Annotated in this window: 17 protein-coding genes; 15 read left to right on the top strand and 2 right to left on the bottom strand. The window is 66.4% G+C overall.

The features are described 5' to 3' along the window. The first annotated feature begins 17 nt into the window (after positions 1 to 17). A complete protein-coding gene (gene efp / locus KG104_RS10635) occupies positions 18 to 581 on the top strand; it encodes an elongation factor P (RefSeq protein WP_104054047.1) in 564 nt (187 codons plus the stop codon). Continuing rightward, a complete protein-coding gene (nusB, locus tag KG104_RS10630; RefSeq protein ID WP_104054048.1) occupies positions 578 to 988 on the top strand; it encodes a transcription antitermination factor NusB in 411 nt (136 codons plus the stop codon). Before efp ends, nusB begins: the two co-directional genes overlap by 4 nt. Positions 989 to 1,106: 118 nt before the next feature. Here nusB and KG104_RS10625 read toward each other — a convergent pair whose 3' ends face one another. Beyond that, positions 1,107 to 2,363 (bottom strand): PrsW family intramembrane metalloprotease, encoded by a 1,257-nt coding sequence (locus KG104_RS10625; RefSeq protein ID WP_207346987.1) that lies wholly within the window; start codon positions 2,361 to 2,363, stop codon positions 1,107 to 1,109. A gap of 237 nt (positions 2,364 to 2,600) precedes the next feature. On the opposite strand from KG104_RS10625, the gene pyrR reads away from it, so the two are divergent. From pyrR to KG104_RS10560, 13 genes are all read left to right on the top strand, one after another. Continuing rightward, positions 2,601 to 3,182: a bifunctional pyr operon transcriptional regulator/uracil phosphoribosyltransferase PyrR gene (pyrR, locus tag KG104_RS10620; protein WP_104054050.1), complete on the top strand. Its 582-nt coding sequence runs from the start codon at positions 2,601 to 2,603 to the stop codon at positions 3,180 to 3,182. Then, positions 3,179 to 4,174, top strand: coding sequence for an aspartate carbamoyltransferase catalytic subunit (locus KG104_RS10615; RefSeq protein WP_104054051.1), 996 nt, complete (start codon positions 3,179 to 3,181; stop codon positions 4,172 to 4,174). Before pyrR ends, KG104_RS10615 begins: the two co-directional genes overlap by 4 nt. Beyond that, complete coding sequence (locus KG104_RS10610; RefSeq protein ID WP_207346986.1) at positions 4,174 to 5,523, top strand: dihydroorotase; 1,350 nt, start codon at positions 4,174 to 4,176, stop codon at positions 5,521 to 5,523. Before KG104_RS10615 ends, KG104_RS10610 begins: the two co-directional genes overlap by 1 nt. Further along, entirely contained in the window at positions 5,511 to 6,029 is a 519-nt protein-coding gene (locus KG104_RS10605) for a PH-like domain-containing protein (protein ID WP_104054053.1), read from the top strand. Before KG104_RS10610 ends, KG104_RS10605 begins: the two co-directional genes overlap by 13 nt. Before the next feature lie 35 nt (positions 6,030 to 6,064). Beyond that, on the top strand, positions 6,065 to 7,201 hold the full coding sequence (gene carA / locus KG104_RS10600) for a glutamine-hydrolyzing carbamoyl-phosphate synthase small subunit (RefSeq protein ID WP_104054798.1): 1,137 nt from the start codon (positions 6,065 to 6,067) through the stop codon (positions 7,199 to 7,201). Beyond that, positions 7,201 to 10,497: a carbamoyl-phosphate synthase large subunit gene (gene carB / locus KG104_RS10595; protein WP_104161205.1), complete on the top strand. Its 3,297-nt coding sequence runs from the start codon at positions 7,201 to 7,203 to the stop codon at positions 10,495 to 10,497. Before carA ends, carB begins: the two co-directional genes overlap by 1 nt. Before the next feature lie 4 nt (positions 10,498 to 10,501). Next, positions 10,502 to 11,398 carry an orotidine-5'-phosphate decarboxylase gene (gene pyrF, locus KG104_RS10590; protein WP_207347191.1) on the top strand — a complete coding sequence of 299 codons (897 nt, stop codon included), beginning with the start codon at positions 10,502 to 10,504 and terminating at the stop codon, positions 11,396 to 11,398. 141 nt (positions 11,399 to 11,539) lie between these two features. After that, a complete protein-coding gene (mihF, locus tag KG104_RS10585; protein ID WP_104054055.1) occupies positions 11,540 to 11,857 on the top strand; it encodes an integration host factor, actinobacterial type in 318 nt (105 codons plus the stop codon). A gap of 62 nt (positions 11,858 to 11,919) precedes the next feature. After that, positions 11,920 to 12,489 carry a guanylate kinase gene (gene gmk, locus KG104_RS10580; protein WP_104054056.1) on the top strand — a complete coding sequence of 190 codons (570 nt, stop codon included), beginning with the start codon at positions 11,920 to 11,922 and terminating at the stop codon, positions 12,487 to 12,489. Positions 12,490 to 12,528: 39 nt separating this feature from the next. Continuing rightward, on the top strand, positions 12,529 to 12,789 hold the full coding sequence (gene rpoZ, locus KG104_RS10575) for a DNA-directed RNA polymerase subunit omega (protein ID WP_104054057.1): 261 nt from the start codon (positions 12,529 to 12,531) through the stop codon (positions 12,787 to 12,789). A gap of 56 nt (positions 12,790 to 12,845) precedes the next feature. Beyond that, entirely contained in the window at positions 12,846 to 14,108 is a 1,263-nt protein-coding gene (gene coaBC, locus KG104_RS10570; protein WP_207346985.1) for a bifunctional phosphopantothenoylcysteine decarboxylase/phosphopantothenate--cysteine ligase CoaBC, read from the top strand. Between the two features lie 103 nt (positions 14,109 to 14,211). Beyond that, positions 14,212 to 15,438 (top strand): methionine adenosyltransferase, encoded by a 1,227-nt coding sequence (gene metK / locus KG104_RS10565; protein WP_104054059.1) that lies wholly within the window; start codon positions 14,212 to 14,214, stop codon positions 15,436 to 15,438. A gap of 8 nt (positions 15,439 to 15,446) precedes the next feature. Next, positions 15,447 to 17,555, top strand: coding sequence for a primosomal protein N' (locus tag KG104_RS10560; protein WP_207346984.1), 2,109 nt, complete (start codon positions 15,447 to 15,449; stop codon positions 17,553 to 17,555). Here KG104_RS10560 and KG104_RS10555 read toward each other — a convergent pair. Then, positions 17,552 to 17,917 (bottom strand): Hsp20/alpha crystallin family protein, encoded by a 366-nt coding sequence (locus KG104_RS10555; RefSeq protein ID WP_207346983.1) that lies wholly within the window; start codon positions 17,915 to 17,917, stop codon positions 17,552 to 17,554. The two genes, KG104_RS10560 and KG104_RS10555, sit on opposite strands and share 4 nt — an antisense overlap. Between the last annotated feature and the right edge of the window lie 46 nt (positions 17,918 to 17,963).

Genomic DNA, 17,963 nt, shown 5'->3' with positions numbered 1-17,963 from the left:
TCAACGAAAGAGAAACTGTGGCGACGACCAACGACATCAAGAACGGCACCGTGCTGAAGCTTGAAGGCAACCTTTGGAGCATCATCGAGTTCCAGCACGTGAAGCCGGGCAAGGGTGGTGCGTTTGTCCGTACCAAGATGCGTAACGTGCGTTCAGGCAAGGTAGTGGACAAGACCTTCAACGCCGGCATCAAGATCGAAACGGCCACCGTTGACCGCCGGGATTACCAGTACCTGTACCAGGACGGCGAAGACTACGTCTTCATGGACACCTCGGATTACGACCAGCTGACCGTGCCGGGCACCATCGTGGGCGACAATGCCAACTTCATGCTCGAATCCATGATGGTGACCATCGCCATCCACGAGGGTTCCCCGCTGTACATCGAGCTGCCCCCGTCCGTGGTCCTGGAAATCACGTACACGGAACCGGGCCTGCAGGGTGACCGCTCCACCGGCGGCACCAAGCCCGCCACCGTGGAAACCGGTTACGAGATCCAGGTTCCGCTGTTCCTGGAACAGGGCACCAAGGTAAAGGTAGACACCCGCACCGGCGATTATTTGGGACGCGTTAACGAGTGAGTGCACGCACTAAGGCCCGCACCCGGGCACTGGAAGTTCTGTTTGAAGCTGAACAGCGTTCAGCATCGGCTTTTGACATGATCAAGGCCCGCAGGGAACAGACCGATCAGACGATCAACCCCTACACCATGGATTTGGTGGAGGGTGTGGTCTCCATGCAGGAGACCATCGACGAGTTCCTGAGCACCTATTCTCAGGGCTGGCCGCTGGAACGGATGCCGTCCGTGGACCGCATCATCCTGCGCATCGGCGCCTGGGAACTGCTGTACAACGACGACGTGCCGGACAAGGTGGCGATCAGCGAAGCCGTTGAGCTTGCCAAGACCCTGTCCACGGACGAGTCACCGTCCTTCGTCAACGGACTGCTGAGCCGGCTTCACCAGCTGAAGCCCTCGCTGCTGGCCTAAACCGCCGGCAGGAGACAGCTCCTGCAGGGCGCTGTGACAGCAACAGCCCGCCGCGGCCTCCCCTAGGGGGGAGCCGTGGCGGGCTTTTTGCTGCCGTCGGCGGCGCGGTTCCTGCCTGTTAGACCAGCCCCCGGGCCGTACCGGCGGAACGGGCCAGCATCATTGACCGGGTGCGGGTGATGTCCTGCAGCAGGGTCCGCTCGGTTGCCTGGTTGGCGGCCACATCGCGGCCGGCAGCAATCTGCTGGCGGGTCAGTGCCAGGCGCGTGGCCTCGGCAATGAACGTCTTCATGATGCGGCGGGCTCCAAACCTGCCCGCCCAAGCCATCGCCTGGTGCCTGCCGGCGCGGGTGGAGAGCATCAGCACCTCCTGGGGCGTGAACCAGCCCGCGGCTGCATACTCGCCCAGCCGCTGCCGGGTAAGCCGCTGCTCGGCACGGCGCAGCAGGAGGACTCCCGTGACGGCCAGCCCAAACAGCGGCACCTGCAGCAGGAAGTAGAAGGCGAAGAAGTCTCCCGAGACCAGCGCCGTGCCGCCGTTCCAGAACATGTGGCCCACGATGGCGGCCAAAAGGCCCAGGAAAAAAGCGCCAGCGATCCGGGCGGTGCCGCCGCGCCGGACAGCGAACCCCAGGGCCAGTCCGATGGCGGAGGTGAACAATACGTGCGCAAAGGGGGAGAACAGCCCCCGAAGCACAAAGACAAACCCCAGCTGCGCTCCGAACTCGCCGCTGGTAATCAGCGCCGACCCGAAGTACAGAATGTTTTCGGTGAAGGCAAAACCCGCTGCCACCGTTCCTGCATACACCACGCCGTCCACCGGCCCGTCAAAATGGCTGCGCCGCACAAACACCAGAATCAGCACGCCCAGTCCCTTGGCGATTTCCTCCACCACCGGAGCCTCGAGGACAGGGCCGATAAACTCCGGTGCGAACCCGGGCAGGAGCGCGTAGAACAGCCGGGCTACGTAGGGGCCCGCAAGCAGGGCGATGCCCACTGACACTCCGGCGCCCCAGAGGAACGCAAACAGCAGTGCCGAGCGCGGTTCCGGTTCCCACCGGTCCACCCAGCGCAGCCCCAGCAGACAAATTCCCAGGGGTACCAGCGCCAGGATGCCGCAGAGCGCAAAGGCGGCAGTACCCAGCTGCCACCACAGGAACCAGGCCACCGCCAGCAATGCCACCGACGCGCCCACGGTCAGCAGGACGGTGACGGCGGTTCCCTTGCCTGTCTTCGGCGGCGCGGACCACAGCGGCTGCACGGGCACCGGTCCGGCACCCGGCGGTTTCACCCTGGCCGGCTGCAGGAAACCAGCCTGCGGGGTCACCGGAACCCGGTCCCGGGCGGGGAAGTCCTCGGGGCCGCGGCTGGTCATAAAGTTGCGCCTGTCATATGCCAACCATAAAAGGAAAAGTTCCCGCAGTGGCGACATTCGGCGTGGATAGGGGGGTCGCCGGATCCTGTCGCGGAGCACAGGCGCCCTGCCGGGTCCGCTGCGGCGGCCGTAACAGACGGAGACACACTGAGTGCCCACCCCGCCCACCGTGATAGCTTGATCAGGCATTCACCCTTTAAATTCCGTCCTGTGAGGCGGGGAAGGAGGAGGCAGAATATGGACTTGTCCAACCCGCCGGGCGCATCCGCACCCGCACGCACCGTTCTGGCTTCAGCTGATATTGACCGCGCGCTTACCCGGATTGCACATGAAATCCTGGAAGCCAACAAAGGCGCCGCAGACCTCGTCTTAATGGGGATCCCGCGCCGGGGCTACCCGCTCGCCCGCCGGCTCGCCGCCCGAATCGCCGCCGCGGATCCGTCAGTGGATCCCGCCGCCATCGTAGGGCAGCTTGACGTCACCATGTTCCGTGACGATCTGGCCCGCCAACCCACCCGCACCCCGCACGCCACCGAAGTTCCGCTCTCCGGAATCGATGACAAAGTGGTGGTCCTCGTTGATGACGTCCTCTATTCCGGCCGCACCATCCGCGCCGCGCTGGACGCCCTCACGGACCTCGGAAGGCCCCGCATTGTCCGGCTCGCCGTCCTTGTGGACCGGGGCCACCGCGAACTGCCCATCCGCGCGGACCACGTGGGCAAGAACCTGCCCACTGCCTCCACGGAGAAGGTCCGCGTGCACCTGCACGAAACCGATTCCCCGGCCGTGGACGAAGTGGTTATCGAGGGCACCCTGTGAAGCACCTGCTCTCTACCCGGGACCTCAGCCGCACCGACGCCCTGGCCATCCTGGACACCGCTGAACAAATGGCGGCTGTCTCCCAGCGCGAGGTCAAGAAACTGCCCGTGCTGCGCGGACGCACCGTGGTGAATCTGTTCTTCGAAGATTCCACCCGCACCCGCATCTCCTTTGAAGCCGCGGCAAAGCGCCTTTCCGCCGATGTCATCAACTTCTCCGCGAAGGGATCCTCCGTCTCCAAGGGTGAATCCCTGAAAGACACTGCACAGACCCTCGCCGCCATCGGTGCCGACGCCGTCGTGATCCGCCACGGTTCCTCCGGCGCGCCGGCCCGCCTGGCCGGCTCCGGATGGATTGACGCCGCCGTGCTGAACGCCGGCGACGGCACGCATGAGCACCCCACCCAGGCCCTGCTGGACGCGTTCACCATGCGCCGGCACTGGGCGCGGCTGCACGGGACGGCGTCCACCGGCACCGACCTCACCGGGATGCACGTGGTCATTGTGGGCGATGTGCTGCATTCCCGGGTTGCCCGCTCCGATCTGTGGTTGCTGCGCACCCTGGGCGCATCGGTGACGCTGGTGGCTCCGCCCACGCTGCTGCCGTTCGGCGTCGAATCCTGGCCGTGCGAGATCAGCTATGACCTGGACGAGGCCCTGGAAACCGGCCCCGACGCAGTCATGATGCTGCGTGTCCAGGGCGAACGCATGAACTCCGCGTTTTTCCCCTCCGTCCGCGAGTACTCGCGGCGCTGGGGGTTTGACGACGTCCGGCTCGGCCGCCTGGACACCCTCGGCCTGACGGACACCATCCTCCTGCACCCGGGCCCGATGAACCGCGGCCTGGAGATCTCCTCCCGTGCAGCCGATTCGCCGCGGGCCACCATCCTGGAACAGGTCAGCAACGGCGTGTCCGTGCGCATGGCCGCCCTCTACCTTCTGCTGGCCGGGGAGAACACCCCCGCCGCTCCCGCCACCCTGGAGAACGCATAGTGACAACGCCCCCCGAACCGAAAACATATCTGATCCGCAACGCTTCCCTGCTCGGCAGGGAAACCGCCGATCTTCTGATCTCCAACGGCCTGATCTCCGCCGTCGGACCCGCTCTCGAAGCGTCGGAAGGCGCCGTCGTCATTGAGGCCGAAGGCCTGATTGCACTGCCCGGCATGGTTGACCTGCACACCCACCTGCGTGAGCCCGGCCGCGAAGACGCCGAAACCGTCGAAACCGGCACCCGGGCCGCCGCTCTTGGCGGATTTACCGCCGTCCACGCGATGGCCAACTCCAATCCGGTGGCGGACACCGCCGGCGTGGTGGAGCAGGTCTGGAGCCTGGGCCGCCGGTCCGGCTGGGTGGATGTGCGTCCGGTGGGCGCCGTGACCGTGGGCCTGGAGGGGGAGCGGCTGGCCGAGCTTGGCGCCATGGCCGACTCCCGCGCACGGGTCCGCGTCTTTTCCGATGACGGCAAGTGCGTCTCGGATCCGGTGCTGATGCGCCGCGCGCTGGAATACGTGAAAGCGTTCGACGGCGTCATCGCCCAGCACGCGCAGGAGCCCCGCCTGACCGAGGGTGCGCAGATGAACGAGGGTGAGGTCAGCGCCGTCCTGGGGCTGGCCGGCTGGCCCGCCGTGGCGGAGGAGTCCATCATTGCCCGCGACGTGCTGCTGGCCCGTCACACCGGCTCCCGGCTGCACGTCTGCCACGTCTCCACCGCCGGTTCCGTGGAGATCATCCGCTGGGCCAAGGAGCGTGGCATCAAGGTCACCGCCGAAGCAACCCCGCACCACCTGCTGCTCACCGACGACCTGGTCCGCAGCTATGACCCGGTGTACAAGGTCAACCCGCCGCTGCGCACTGCAGCCGACGTCGAGGCACTGCGCCGTGGCCTGGCCGACGGCACCATCGACATCGTGGGCACCGACCACGCCCCGCACCCCTCCGAACACAAGGAATGCGAGTGGGCGCAGGCCGCCATGGGCATGACGGGGCTGGAAACCGCACTCTCCGTGGTCCAGCACGCCATGATCGAGACCGGACTGATGGACTGGGAAGGCTTCGCCCGCGTGACTTCCCTCACTCCTGCTGCCATCGGCGGCGTGCAAACCCAGGGCCGGCCGCTGGCATCCGGGGAACCGGCCAACGTCATATTGGTGGACCCGTCTGCGCGACGCACCGTGGACCCTTCTAAGATGGCTTCAAAGGGACGCAACTCACCGTTTGCCGGGCTGGAACTGCCCGGCGTTGTGCAGGCAACCTTCTTCGCCGGCCACCCTACGGTCCTGAATGCCGACCTCAACACACCTCACCCCGTTTCCGCAGAGGAGTCCGCATGGATCGCGTGATATTTGCTCTGGGCACGCTTGCCCTGATCCTGGTGCTCCTGGGTCTTTTCGCCTGGAGCTGGCGCGGACGCCAGCAGCGCCAGCAAAACGTGCAGCGGCCGGTGCCGATGCCCGACGGCCTCGAAGTTCCCCGGTTCCAGGCACTGGGCCAGTACGTCTGCACCACCACGGCAGGGGACTGGCTGGACCGAATCGCCGTCTACGGCCTGGGCGTGAAGTCCAACGCCACCGCCGCCGTCTTCGATGAAGGCGTGCTGCTGGTGCGCAGCGGCGCTCCCGACGTCTGGATTCCGCGAGAGGACCTCGAAGGGGTCCGCCTGGAACGGGGCATGGCCGGAAAATTCGTGGAAAAGGAAGGCCTGGTCATCATCACCTGGAAGCTGGGTTCCGCCTCCGTGGACACGGGCTTCCGCAACCGCACCCCCGAAGAGAAGACACCGCTGGTATCAGCGATCACCGAACTCCTGCCGGCTGAGCCGTCAGAAACAAGCGAGGAACAACTGTGACCGTCCCCACCACCTCATCCACCGCAGCTGTCCTGATGCTTGAAGACGGCCGCACCTTCCGCGGCCGCAGCTACGGCGCCGAGGGAACGGCCCTGGGCGAGGCCGTCTTTGCCACCGGCATGACCGGCTACCAGGAAACCATCACCGACCCCTCCTATGCCCGCCAGCTCGTGGTGCAGACCGCACCGCACATCGGCAACACCGGAGTAAACACCGACGACGCCGAATCACGGCGCATCTGGGTGGCCGGCTACATTGTGCGTGACGCGGCCCGCCGCCCGTCCAACTGGCGCTCCGAGCGCACCCTGGACGAGGAACTCAGCGCCCAGGGCGTCGTCGGCATCTCCGGCGTGGACACCCGCGCCGTCACCCGCCACCTGCGTGAGCGCGGCGCGATGAAGGCCGGTATCTTCTCCGGCGCCGATGCCTCCCGCCCCGACGCCGAGCTGCTCGCCGACGTTCGAGGACAGGAGTCCATGGCCGGCGCCCGCCTCGCTGAGGAAGTCAGCGTGGAAGCCGCCTACGTCATTGAGCCGAAGGACCACGGCTGGCAGGGGGAGCCCCGCTTTACCGTGGCCGCCCTGGATCTGGGCATCAAGTCCATGACTCCGGTCCGCTTCGCCGAGCGCGGCGTCCGGGTCCATGTCCTCCCCGCGTCTGCAACCCTCCCGGATGTGCAGGCCCTCAATCCCGACGGCGTGTTCATGTCCAACGGCCCCGGCGACCCGGCGACGGCAGATGACCAGGTTCAGCTGCTCCGCGACGTCCTGGACACCGGGACGCCCTTCTTCGGTATCTGCTTCGGCAACCAGATCCTGGGCCGCGCCCTGGGCTTTGGCACCTACAAGCTGCCTTACGGACACCGCGGCATCAACCAGCCCGTCCTGGACCGCCGCACCGGCAAGGTGGAAATCACCAGCCAGAACCACGGTTTCGCCGTTGACGCGCCGCTGGACGGTCCCGTCACCGCGCCGGAATCCCGGTTCGGCAAGGTTGAAGTCAGCCACGTGTCCCTGAATGACAACGTGGTGGAAGGCCTCGCCTGCCTGGACATCCCCGCCTTCTCGGTCCAGTACCACCCCGAAGCCGCTGCCGGACCCCACGACTCCGCCTACCTCTTCGACCGCTTCGTCGACCTCATGGCCTCCAGCAAGAACAAGGAATCCCGCTAATGCCCCGCAGAACCGATCTCAAGTCCGTCCTGGTGATCGGCTCCGGCCCGATCGTTATTGGGCAGGCCGCCGAATTCGACTACTCCGGCACGCAGGCACTGCGCGTGCTGAAGGAGGAAGGCCTGCGGGTCATCCTGGTCAACTCCAACCCGGCCACCATCATGACCGACCCGGAGTTCGCCGACGCCACGTACGTTGAGCCCATCACGCCCGAGGTCGTTGAGAAGATCATCGCCAAGGAACGCCCCGATGCCGTGCTGCCCACCCTTGGCGGGCAGACGGCGCTGAACACCGCCATTGCCCTGGACAAGAACGGTGTGCTGGAGAAGTACAACGTGGAGCTGATCGGCGCCAACATTGCCGCCATCGAACTCGGTGAGGACCGCGAGAAGTTCAAGGGCGTCGTGGAGCGCTGCGGCGCTGAATCGGCCGAGTCGATCATTGTGCACAGCATGGACGAAGCCTTCGCTGCCGCGGAGAAGCTGGGCTACCCGATGGTGGTCCGCCCCTCCTTCACCATGGGCGGTCTTGGCTCCGGCCTGGCCTACAACGCCGAAGACCTGCGCCGCATCGCAGGTGCCGGCATCCAGTACAGCCCGACCTCCGAGGTATTGCTCGAAGAGAGCATCCTCGGCTGGAAGGAATACGAGCTGGAGATGATGCGGGACAAGAATGACAACGTGGTGGTTGTCTGCTCGATCGAGAACTTCGATCCGGTGGGCGTGCACACCGGCGACTCCATTACGGTGGCCCCGGCCATGACGCTGACCGACCGCGAATACCAGAAGCTGCGCGACATCGCGATTGCCGTGATCCGCGAGGTTGGCGTGGACACCGGCGGCTGCAACATCCAGTTCGCCATCGAACCGGACACCGGCCGCGTCGTCGTCATTGAAATGAACCCGCGCGTCTCCCGTTCCTCGGCGCTGGCCTCCAAGGCCACCGGTTTCGCCATCGCGAAGATCGCCACCAAGCTCTCGCTCGGCTACACCTTGGACGAGATCCCGAACGACATCACGAAGAAGACCCCGGCCTCCTTCGAGCCCACCCTGGACTACGTGGTGGTGAAGGTTCCGCGCTTCGCGTTCGAGAAGTTCCCGGCCGCCGATCCCACCCTGACCACCACCATGAAGTCCGTGGGTGAAGCGATGGCCATTGGCCGCAACTTCACCGAGGCACTGCAAAAGGCGCTGCGCTCCCTGGAGCAGAAGGGCGCCTCGCTGTCCTTCGCTCCGGTTGCCGCCGACGCCGTCCCCGGACTCATCGAGGCCGCCAAGCGGCCCACCACGGACCGGCTCAAGCAGGTCCAGCAGGCACTGCTGGGCGGCGCCACCGTGGAGGACCTCTACGAAGCCACCGGCATTGATCCCTGGTACCTGGACCAGCTGCAGCTGATCAACGAGGTGGCCGCGGAAATCTCCGGTGCGGGCACCGTCAACGAGGAAATCCTGCGCCTGGCCAAGCGGCACGGGTTCTCCGACGAACAGATCGGCGCCCTGACCAACACGCCCGAAGCCGTCATCCGCGGTGTCCGGCATGCGCTGAACATCCGCCCGGTCTACAAGACGGTGGACACCTGCGCCGCCGAATTCGCTGCCTACACGCCGTACCACTACTCCTCCTATGACGAGGAGGATGAGGTGGCGCAGCATAAGAAGCCGTCCATCATCATCCTGGGCTCCGGACCCAACCGGATTGGACAGGGCATCGAGTTTGACTACTCCTGCGTCCACGCCACCATGGCGCTGCGCGAAGCGGGCCACGAGACGGTCATGATCAACTGCAACCCGGAGACGGTGTCCACGGACTATGACATCTCCGACCGCCTCTACTTTGAGCCGCTGACCCTCGAGGACGTCCTGGAGGTCATCGCCGCGGAGCAGCGCACCGGGGGAGTCCTCGGCGTGTTCGTCCAGCTTGGCGGGCAGACGCCGCTGAAGCTGGCCCAGTCCCTGGCGGACGCCGGCGTGCCGATCCTGGGCACCTCACCCGAAGCCATTGACCTGGCCGAACACCGCGGGGCCTTCCAGCGCGTGCTGGATGAGGGCGGCCTGATCGCCCCGAAGAACGGCACCGCAGTCTCCTTCGACGATGCCAAGAAGATTGCCGACGAGATTGGCTACCCCGTGCTGGTGCGCCCGTCCTACGTGCTGGGCGGCCGCGGCATGGAGATCGTCTATGACGAGGCGAACCTCTCGCGTTACATCACCAATGCCACGGAAATCACCCCGGACCACCCGGTGCTGGTGGACCGGTTCCTGGAAGACGCCATCGAGATCGACGTCGACGCCCTCTTCGACGGCACCGACCTCTACGTGGGCGGCATCATGGAACACATCGAGGAGGCCGGCATCCATTCCGGCGACTCCGCCTGTGTCCTGCCGCCGATCACCCTGGGCACCGACGTCGTTGACCGCGTCCGTGAAGCCACCCGGATCATTGCCGCCGGTGTGGGCGTGCGCGGGCTGATCAACATCCAGTTCGCCCTCGCCTCGGACGTGCTGTACGTCATCGAAGCGAACCCGCGGGCCTCGCGGACCGTGCCGTTTGTCTCCAAGGCCACCGGCGTGCAGCTGGCCAAGGCCGCGGCGCTGATCGGCACCGGCCAGAGCATTGCCGAGCTGCGCGCGGCCGGCAAGCTGTCCGCCGTCGGCGACGGATCGGTGCTGCCGCTGGACGCTCCGGTGGCCGTGAAGGAAGCAGTGCTGCCCTTCAGCCGCTTCCGGACCCCCGAGGGCACCGTGGTGGATTCCCTGCTCGGCCCGGAAATGCGCTCCACCGGCGAGGTCATGGGCATCGACAAGTACTTTGACACGGCCTTTGCCAAGTCCCAGGCGGCCGCCAACTCGGCACTGCCCACGGAGGGCAAGATTTTCGTCTCCGTGGCGAACCGGGATAAGCGGTCCATCATCATGCCCGTCAAGCTGATGGTGGACCTCGGATTCGAGATCCTGTCCACCGGAGGCACCGCCGAAGTCCTGCGCCGCAACGGCATCACCGCCACCACGGTGCGCAAGGTCAGCGAAGGCACCGGACCGAACGGTGAGGGCACAGTCGCGGACCTGATCACCGCCGGAGAAATCCACCTGGTGGTCAACACGCCCTCCGGCGGCCAGGCACGCGGTGACGGCTACGAAATCCGTGCCGCCGCCACCTCCATCGGCTGCCCGGTGGTCACCACGGTCTCCGAATTCGGCGCTGCCGTGCAGGCCATCGAGGCCATGCGTTCCTACGAGTGGGACGTCACGTCGCTGCAGGAACACGCTGCCAAGCTGAAGGCTTCATCGGGTGTCTGAACACATGCCTGAGCCGGCAGCCGACGCGGTGCCTGCCCCGGCGCGCCCGTCGTTCGGGGCGCGACTGCAGGAGGCCATGGACACCCGCGGGCAGCTGTGCGTTGGCATTGACCCGCATCCGGGCCTGCTGGCTGCCTGGGGCTTGAACGACGACGCCGCCGCCCTGGAGCGCTTCTCCCTCACCGTCCTGGAGGCGGTGGGGGAGCAGGCCGCGGCCGTGAAGCCTCAGGTGGCCCTCTTTGAACGGCACGGATCCGCCGGCCTGGCCGCCCTGGAACGGGTGCTGGCCGCCTGCTCCGACGCCGGCGTGCTCAGCATTGCCGACGCCAAGCGCGGGGACATCGGCTCCACCATGGCTGCCTACGCAGACGCCTGGCTGCGGGACGGGTCAGCCCTGGCGGCGGACGCGCTCACCGTCAGCCCGTACCTGGGGTTCGAGTCGCTGCGCCCGGCCCTTGATCTTGCACAGGCCTCGGGGCGCGGTGTGTTTGTCCTGGGACTGACCTCCAACCCCGAAGGGGCCTCGGTCCAGCACGTGGGCGGGGACCACTCCGTGGCAGCAGGGATTGTGGACGCCGCGGCGGCTGAAAACAGCCGCGAGCTGGGGCGGGCGGCCGCAGCCGGTGCAAGCCGGCAGCTGGGCTCCACCGGCCTGGTGATCGGAGCTACCGTGGGGACGGCCCTGACCGAGCTGGGCATCCACCTCGCCGCTGCCCACACGCCCGTCCTTGCCCCGGGTCTGGGCGCCCAGGGGGCCACCGGGGCGGACCTTCGGGCCACCTTCGGCGCTGCCTATCCCAACGTGCTGGCAACCTCAAGCCGGGACATTCTGAAGGCCGGTCCCTCGCCGGCGGCACTGAGGGGCGCCGCCCGGCAGACCCTGGCGGGGCTGGCCGGCTAAGGATCGGGTAGCGCGGCGCATTGCAATTACGGTTCGGTTACGGATAGGTTCGTTCCGTACCCCCATACACCAGCACCGCCCCAGCACCGCAGCTGCGTTACGTGCCGCCGTGCCGGGCCAGTCCTTGCCCGGGAGGGTCTTTTGAACCTCAAGCCACTGACAGACGATGAACGCACCAGGGCCAGGGAGAAGGCGACAGCCGCCAGGTCCGTCCGGGCCGACATCAAAGCCAAGATCAAGACCGGTGAAATGTCCGTGGAAGAGGTCATTTTGTCCCGCTCCTCGGAGGAAGCCGTGGGCCGGCTGAAGGTCGTGGATCTGCTCCGGGCACTGCCTGGCGTTGGAGAGCGCCGCGCAGCTGGAATAATGACTACCGTGGGTATTGCCCCGACCCGGAGAGTACGCGGTCTGGGCGTCCACCAGCGCAAGGCGCTGATAGAACTTTTGGCAACCGACTAGGCCGCTCCCGCTGCGGCCGCACCGTCGGGGCCGAATCACATCGAGAGTAAAGAAGGTCCTCAGTGTCGCAACCGCGGCTGACAGTTCTTGCAGGTCCAACCGCAGTTGGCAAAGGCACAGTCTCCACGTTTATCCGGGACAACTACCCGGAGGTGTGGCTGTCTGTTTCCGCCACCACGCGCGCCCCGCGCCCGGGAGAAGAAAACGGTGTCCACTACTTCTTCGTCTCCGCCGACGAGTTCGATTCGATGGTGGAAAAGGGCGAAATGCTGGAGTGGGCCGTCGTCCACGGCCGGAACCGTTACGGCACGCTGCGCAGCACGGTAGAGTCGGCCATGGCCGAGGGCCGGTCCGTGCTCCTGGAGATTGATTTGCAGGGCGCCCGGCAGGTTAAAGCGTCAATGCCTGAGGCGAATTTCGTGTTCCTGGCGCCGCCGTCGTGGGATGAAATGGTCCGACGGCTGGTGGGGCGGGGCACCGAAACACCCGAAGAGCAGCAGCAACGGCTGGAAACAGCTAAACTGGAGCTTGCTGCCGAGCCCGAGTTCGATCACACCGTGGTAAATGATGACGTACAGCGGGCAGCAGCTGAGCTTGTATCACTCATGGGAATCAGTCCGCGCCAGAGCTGACTAACCGCCACATCCCGTATCAAGAATTTTGGAGAATTTGTGTCTACTGCTTCTGAAGGCATCATCAACCCGCCGATCGACGACCTGCTGAACGTAGCCGACTCGAAGTACGCACTGGTCATCTACGGCGCCAAGCGCGCCCGCCAGATCAATGCCTACTACTCGCAGCTGCACGAAGGCCTGTTCGAGTATGTCGGCCCGCTCGTGGAAACCAAGCTGAACGAGAAGCCGCTTTCCATCGCCCTGCGTGAAATCAATGAGGGCATGCTGGTCAGCCGCCCCGTGGAATCCGCAGAGTAGATTCGCCGGCAAATAACAACAGCTGACCCGCGCGGTCAGGGTCAGGAGCAGCAGCGGTGCGCATAGTTATGGGTGTGGGCGGCGGGATCGCCGCCTACAAGTCCGCGTCGCTGCTGCGTCTTTTCACTGAGGCCGGACACAACGTCTCGGTTATTCCCACTGAAGCCTCCAAGAGGTTCGTGGGAGTGGCCACTTGGGAAGCGCTGTCCGGCAACACTGTCTCCAGTTCGGTGTTCGACGAGGTGGAGAAGGTCAACCACGTCCGGCTCGGGCATGAGGCGGATCTCATTGTGGTGGCTCCCGCCACGGCGGACCTGCTGGCCCGTGCCGCGTCCGGGCAGGCCGATGACCTGCTCACCAACACGTTGCTCATGGCTCGGGGACCGGTTCTTTTTGCTCCTGCCATGCACACGGAAATGTGGGCCCACCCGGCGACCCGCGCCAACGTGCAAACCCTGCGCAGCAGGGGAGCGCTGGTTATGGAACCCGGCGTGGGACGGCTGACCGGCACAGATTCCGGTGCCGGCCGGCTACCTGACCCCGAAGATATTTTCGCCGCGGCCATTGCTGCGGCAACCCCGCCGGAGGATCCTGCGGCCCTGCCCGGCCCGCTGCACGGCAAGACCGTCACGGTCACCGCCGGCGGCACCCGCGAGCCCCTGGATCCGGTCCGGTTCCTGGGCAACCGATCCTCGGGGAAGCAGGGGGCCGCACTGGCCCGGGCGGCCCTCGATGCAGGAGCCCGTGTCCGCTTCATTGCCGCCCACATGGACGTTCCCGCCCCCGACGGCGTAGAGCTCACCCGCGTGGAGACAGCACTGGAGCTCCGGGAGGCGGTGCACGCCGCCGCTGTGGACTCGGACGTACTGATTATGGCTGCGGCGGTGGCGGATTTCCGCCCCGACACCCAGTCCAACACCAAGATCAAAAAGCGCGACGACGGCGCTGATCCGGTGATCACCCTGGTCCGTAACCCGGACATTCTCGCCGAAGCCGTACAGCAGCGCAGTAAAGCCGCCGCGGGAACGGCCCGGCCGGCCCTCATTGTGGGCTTCGCCGCGGAAACCGGTGACGGCTCCGCTGACGTTTTGGACTACGGCCGGCAGAAACTCAAGCGCAAGGGCTGTGACCTGCTGGTACTCAACCGGGTTGGCACCTCCCTGGTGTTCGGCCAGGACAGCACGGAAGTGACCTTGCTTTCACCGCAGGATTCAGAGTCCGTCCCGCCGCCCAGCTACACGGGCACTAAAACCGACGTTGCGCAGCGGATTATCGGCCGCATCGAACAGGAACTGGAAGCAGCTCTTCCCGTCCGCTGACTTCAGCCCCCGACGGCGGGAACGGCCATGGCCGGCATAAGTCACACCAATCCATCAAAGCCCAATTCCGGCAACCCGGCCCGGACCAAGTAGAGTAAATGTCGTGACTTTCCCAGATACTTCAGCACTTTCGGCTGCCCGCGACGGGCTGCGCCTCTTCACCTCGGAATCCGTCACTGAGGGTCATCCGGACAAAATCTGTGACCAGATCAGTGACGCGATCCTGGACGGCCTGCTCAAGGTGGACCCCGAATCCCGTGTGGCGGTGGAGACGCTGGTCACCACCGGCCTGGTCCATGTGGCCGGCGAGGTCACCACCGAAGGCTACGTCGAGATCCCCCAGCTCGTGCGGGATACCATCCTGGGCATCGGCTACGACTCTTCGGCCAACGGCTTTGACGGCGCCCGCTGCGGCGTGTCCGTCTCCATCGGCCAGCAGTCACCCGAAATTGCTTCCCGGGTTTTCAACTCCGTGGAAAACCGGGCCGGGACCGGAGATCCCCTGGATGCTCAGGGCGCCGGCGACCAGGGCATCATGTTCGGCTATGCCTCTGATGAAACCTCAGTCCTCATGCCCACGCCCATCTGGCTGGCACACCGGCTCTCCGAGCGTCTGACAGCCGTCCGCAAGGACGGCACACTGGGTTACCTTCGTCCGGACGGCAAAACCCAGGTCACGATCGGTTACGACGGTGACCGCCCGGTTTCCGTGGATTCCGTGGTGATCTCCTCGCAGCACGCGGCCGACGTCGAGCTGGAGCAGTTGCGTGCCGACCTGGCCACCCACGTCATCAAGCCTGTCCTGGCAGGCACCGACCTGGACACGTCCCGGGTCAATCACATCGTCAACCCGGGCGGTACCTTCGTTATCGGCGGCCCGGTGGGCGATGCAGGCCTGACCGGCCGAAAGATCATCGTGGACACCTACGGCGGCTTTGCCCGCCACGGCGGCGGTGCCTTCAGCGGCAAGGATCCGTCGAAGGTTGACCGTTCCGCAGCCTATGCCATGCGCTGGGTGGCAAAGAACGTTGTTGCCGCAGGACTGGCCCGCCGTGCGGAGATCCAGGTTGCCTACGCCATCGGCATGGCACACCCGGTGGGCATCTACGTGGAGACGTTCGGCACCGAAACTGTGGATCCGGTGCGCATTGCGCAGGCCATTGAGGAAGTGTTCGATCTCCGCCCGCTGGGCATCATCAACGCCTTGGACCTGAAGCGCCCGATCTACCAGAAGACCGCCGCCAACGGCCACTTCGGCCGTGAAGACGACGAATTCACCTGGGAGCGCAAGGACCGGGCCGGAGACCTCCGCAGCTACTTCAACGCCTAAGCGGACCTATGCCCCGGGAACCGGACAGCGACAATGGCCAGTTGTCCCTGCTGCACGGCTTCGTGTCGCCGGCCCGGAGCCTCGGGACGCAGCCTGCGGCGCCTGCACTGCCGGTGGCACGGGTCCTGCTGGACTCGCCGCTGCCGCACCTGGACCGCCCGTTCGATTATTTGGTGCCCGCGGACCTGGACAAAGACGCAGTGCCCGGCGCCCGGGTCAAGGTGCGGTTCGGCGGTCAGGAACTGGCCGGTTTCATTACCGAACGCACGGCACAGGCCGACACCTCGTCCCGGCTGGTTGCGCTGGGGAAAGTCGTGTCTCCGCAGCCGGTCCTGGCCCCGCAGATCCTGAGGCTGGCCGAGGCCGTGGCGGCCCGCTACTCCGGTACCGTGCATGACGTGCTCCGCGTGGCCATCCCGCCGCGTGCGGCGCGGGTGGACAAAGAATTCACTGTGCAGGCCCGGGAAGCGGCCGCGTCTGATGAGGATGCAGCCTTCGGTCCGGAAGGCTCCGGCCCCAATCCCTGGGCGCGTTATCCGCACGGACCGCGGTTCCTGACGCATCTGGCGGCCGGACACAGTCCCCGGGCAGCGCTCTCCTCCCTGGGCGGGTTTGGACCCGGAGCCTGGCCCGAGGAAATTGCGGCCGCCGTGTCATCAACCCTGTTGTCCGGCCGGGGCGCCGTCGTCGTGGTTCCCGATGCCAAGGACCTTGCCCGGCTGGAAAAAGCGCTGGCCGCCCGCATCGGTGCGGACGCCTATGTGCGGCTGACCGCCGACGACGGGGCCACGCCCCGGTACCGTTCCTTTTTGAAGGTCCTGCACGGAGACGTGCAGGTGGTGATCGGTACCCGTTCCGCTGCTTATGCGCCGGTGCGCAATCTGGGGCTGGCGGTGATTTGGGACGACGCCGATGACCTCCACGCCGAGCAGCGTGCGCCGTACCAGCACGTGCGTGATGTCCTGCTGCTGCGTGCCGCCGAGGAAGACACTGCACTTTTGGTGGCCTCGCATTCGCGCAGCACTGAAGCCCAGCGGCTCGTGGCCAGCGGCTGGGCCGCCAGCATCACTGCCGAACGCAGTACAGTCCGATCGCTGGCACCACGCGTGGTCAGCACAGCCGATTCCTTCAATATGGAGCGCGACCCGCTGGCGGCCCGCGCCCGGATTCCCCACGCGGCATGGAAGGCGGCACAGGACGGACTGACCCGCGGTCCGGTGCTGGTACAGGTGGCCCGCAGCGGTTTTTCTCCTGCGCTGTCCTGTCAGGAGTGCAGGGAGCCGGCGCGTTGCCGGGCCTGCGCCGGTCCGTTGGGACTGGCCAGCCGCAACGGCATTCCGGCGTGCCGCTGGTGCGGGCGGCCGGAGCCGGTGTGGAGCTGCGGCAACTGCGGAGGGACGCAGCTGCGCGGTTCTGCCGCGGGAGCGGGGCGCACCGCCGAGGAGCTCGGCCGGGCCTTCCCCTCCGTGACAGTCATATCCTCCGCGGGGGACCATGTTCGGGCCGAGGTGCCCGATGCTCCGGCGCTGGTGGTCGCGACGCCGGGTGCCGAGCCCGTGGCTGCCGGCGGCTATGCGGCCGCCGTTCTGCTGGACGGCAACGCAATGATGTCCCGGGAATCGCTGCGGGCAGGCGAGGAGACGCTGCGCCGCTGGTTCAGCGCCGCGGCACTGGTCCGTCCTGCCGGAGACAAGGGCCTGGTGGTGGTCACTGCCGATGACACCGCCACCGTGGGCCACCTGCTGCGCTGGGATCCGGCCGGAGCCGCTGAACGCGAGCTGGAACTGCGCCGGGAACTGGGCCTGCCGCCTGCCGTTCGGTACGCCGAGCTCACCGGGTCCCGTGAGGCGCTCACGGCTTTTGTTCCCCGCCTGGACCTGCCGGTGGAAACCCGGGTGGTGGGGCCGGCGCCGCTGGAGGACCCGCCGGGACCGGCTCCGGTCCACCGCGACGGCCAGCTGGGCGGTTCAGGCGGCCGCTACCGGACCCTGCTGTTCTTCTCCTATGCCGCTGCCCCGTCCGTGACTGCAGCCCTGCGGGCCACCAAGGCCGCCGTCTCAGCGAAGAGGACCGGCGACCCTGTGTACGTGCGGGTGGATGGAACGGACGTCCTCTAACCGGAGCCGTACCGGACGGGGATCTTCCGCCGCGGGCGGTCCGGATCGACCGGCAGCAGGACATTGAGGACGCCGCAGGTGTAGTGCGCGCTGATGTCTGCAGTCTTGACGTTGTCGCCCAGCAGGATGTGCCGTTCAATCAGACCGCGGCGGCGGTCCCGGACCAGCCACTTCGCTCCGGAAAAATCTCCGAGGGTGCGGTGGCCCCGAAGGGTGAGGAGCTGTCCATCCACATCGAGGGTCAGCGATCCGGGGTCCAGCCCCGGAAGGTCGGCGTGCAGGATGTAGTGGTCATCTTCGCGGTACAGATCCACCGCCATTCCCGCTTCCATTTCCCCCAGCGGATCGCCCCGCCCCACCATGCCTATCAACTCCCTTACGGTGCCTTTTTGCCCACGCCTGACACCA

Origin of the sequence: Arthrobacter sunyaminii (assembly GCF_018866305.1) — a bacterium.
Classification (GTDB): Bacteria; Actinomycetota; Actinomycetes; order Actinomycetales; family Micrococcaceae; genus Arthrobacter_B; species Arthrobacter_B sunyaminii.
Note: the sequence above shows the minus strand (reverse complement) of the source record. Positions and strands in the feature narration are given on the sequence as shown.

What these genes read in the sequence shown, in the direction of transcription:
- KG104_RS10560 (WP_207346984.1), top strand. Translation starts at nt 15,447, where the DNA reads ATGCCCCGGGAACCGGACAGCGACAATGGCCAGTTGTCCCTGCTGCAC.
- carA (WP_104054798.1), top strand. Translation starts at nt 6,065, where the DNA reads ATGCTTGAAGACGGCCGCACCTTCCGCGGCCGCAGCTACGGCGCCGAG.
- KG104_RS10555 (WP_207346983.1), bottom strand. Translation starts at nt 17,917, where the DNA reads ATGGTGGGGCGGGGCGATCCGCTGGGGGAAATGGAAGCGGGAATGGCG.
- pyrR (WP_104054050.1), top strand. Translation starts at nt 2,601, where the DNA reads ATGGACTTGTCCAACCCGCCGGGCGCATCCGCACCCGCACGCACCGTT.
- pyrF (WP_207347191.1), top strand. Translation starts at nt 10,502, where the DNA reads ATGCCTGAGCCGGCAGCCGACGCGGTGCCTGCCCCGGCGCGCCCGTCG.
- KG104_RS10625 (WP_207346987.1), bottom strand. Translation starts at nt 2,363, where the DNA reads ATGACCAGCCGCGGCCCCGAGGACTTCCCCGCCCGGGACCGGGTTCCG.
- carB (WP_104161205.1), top strand. Translation starts at nt 7,201, where the DNA reads ATGCCCCGCAGAACCGATCTCAAGTCCGTCCTGGTGATCGGCTCCGGC.
- KG104_RS10605 (WP_104054053.1), top strand. Translation starts at nt 5,511, where the DNA reads ATGGATCGCGTGATATTTGCTCTGGGCACGCTTGCCCTGATCCTGGTG.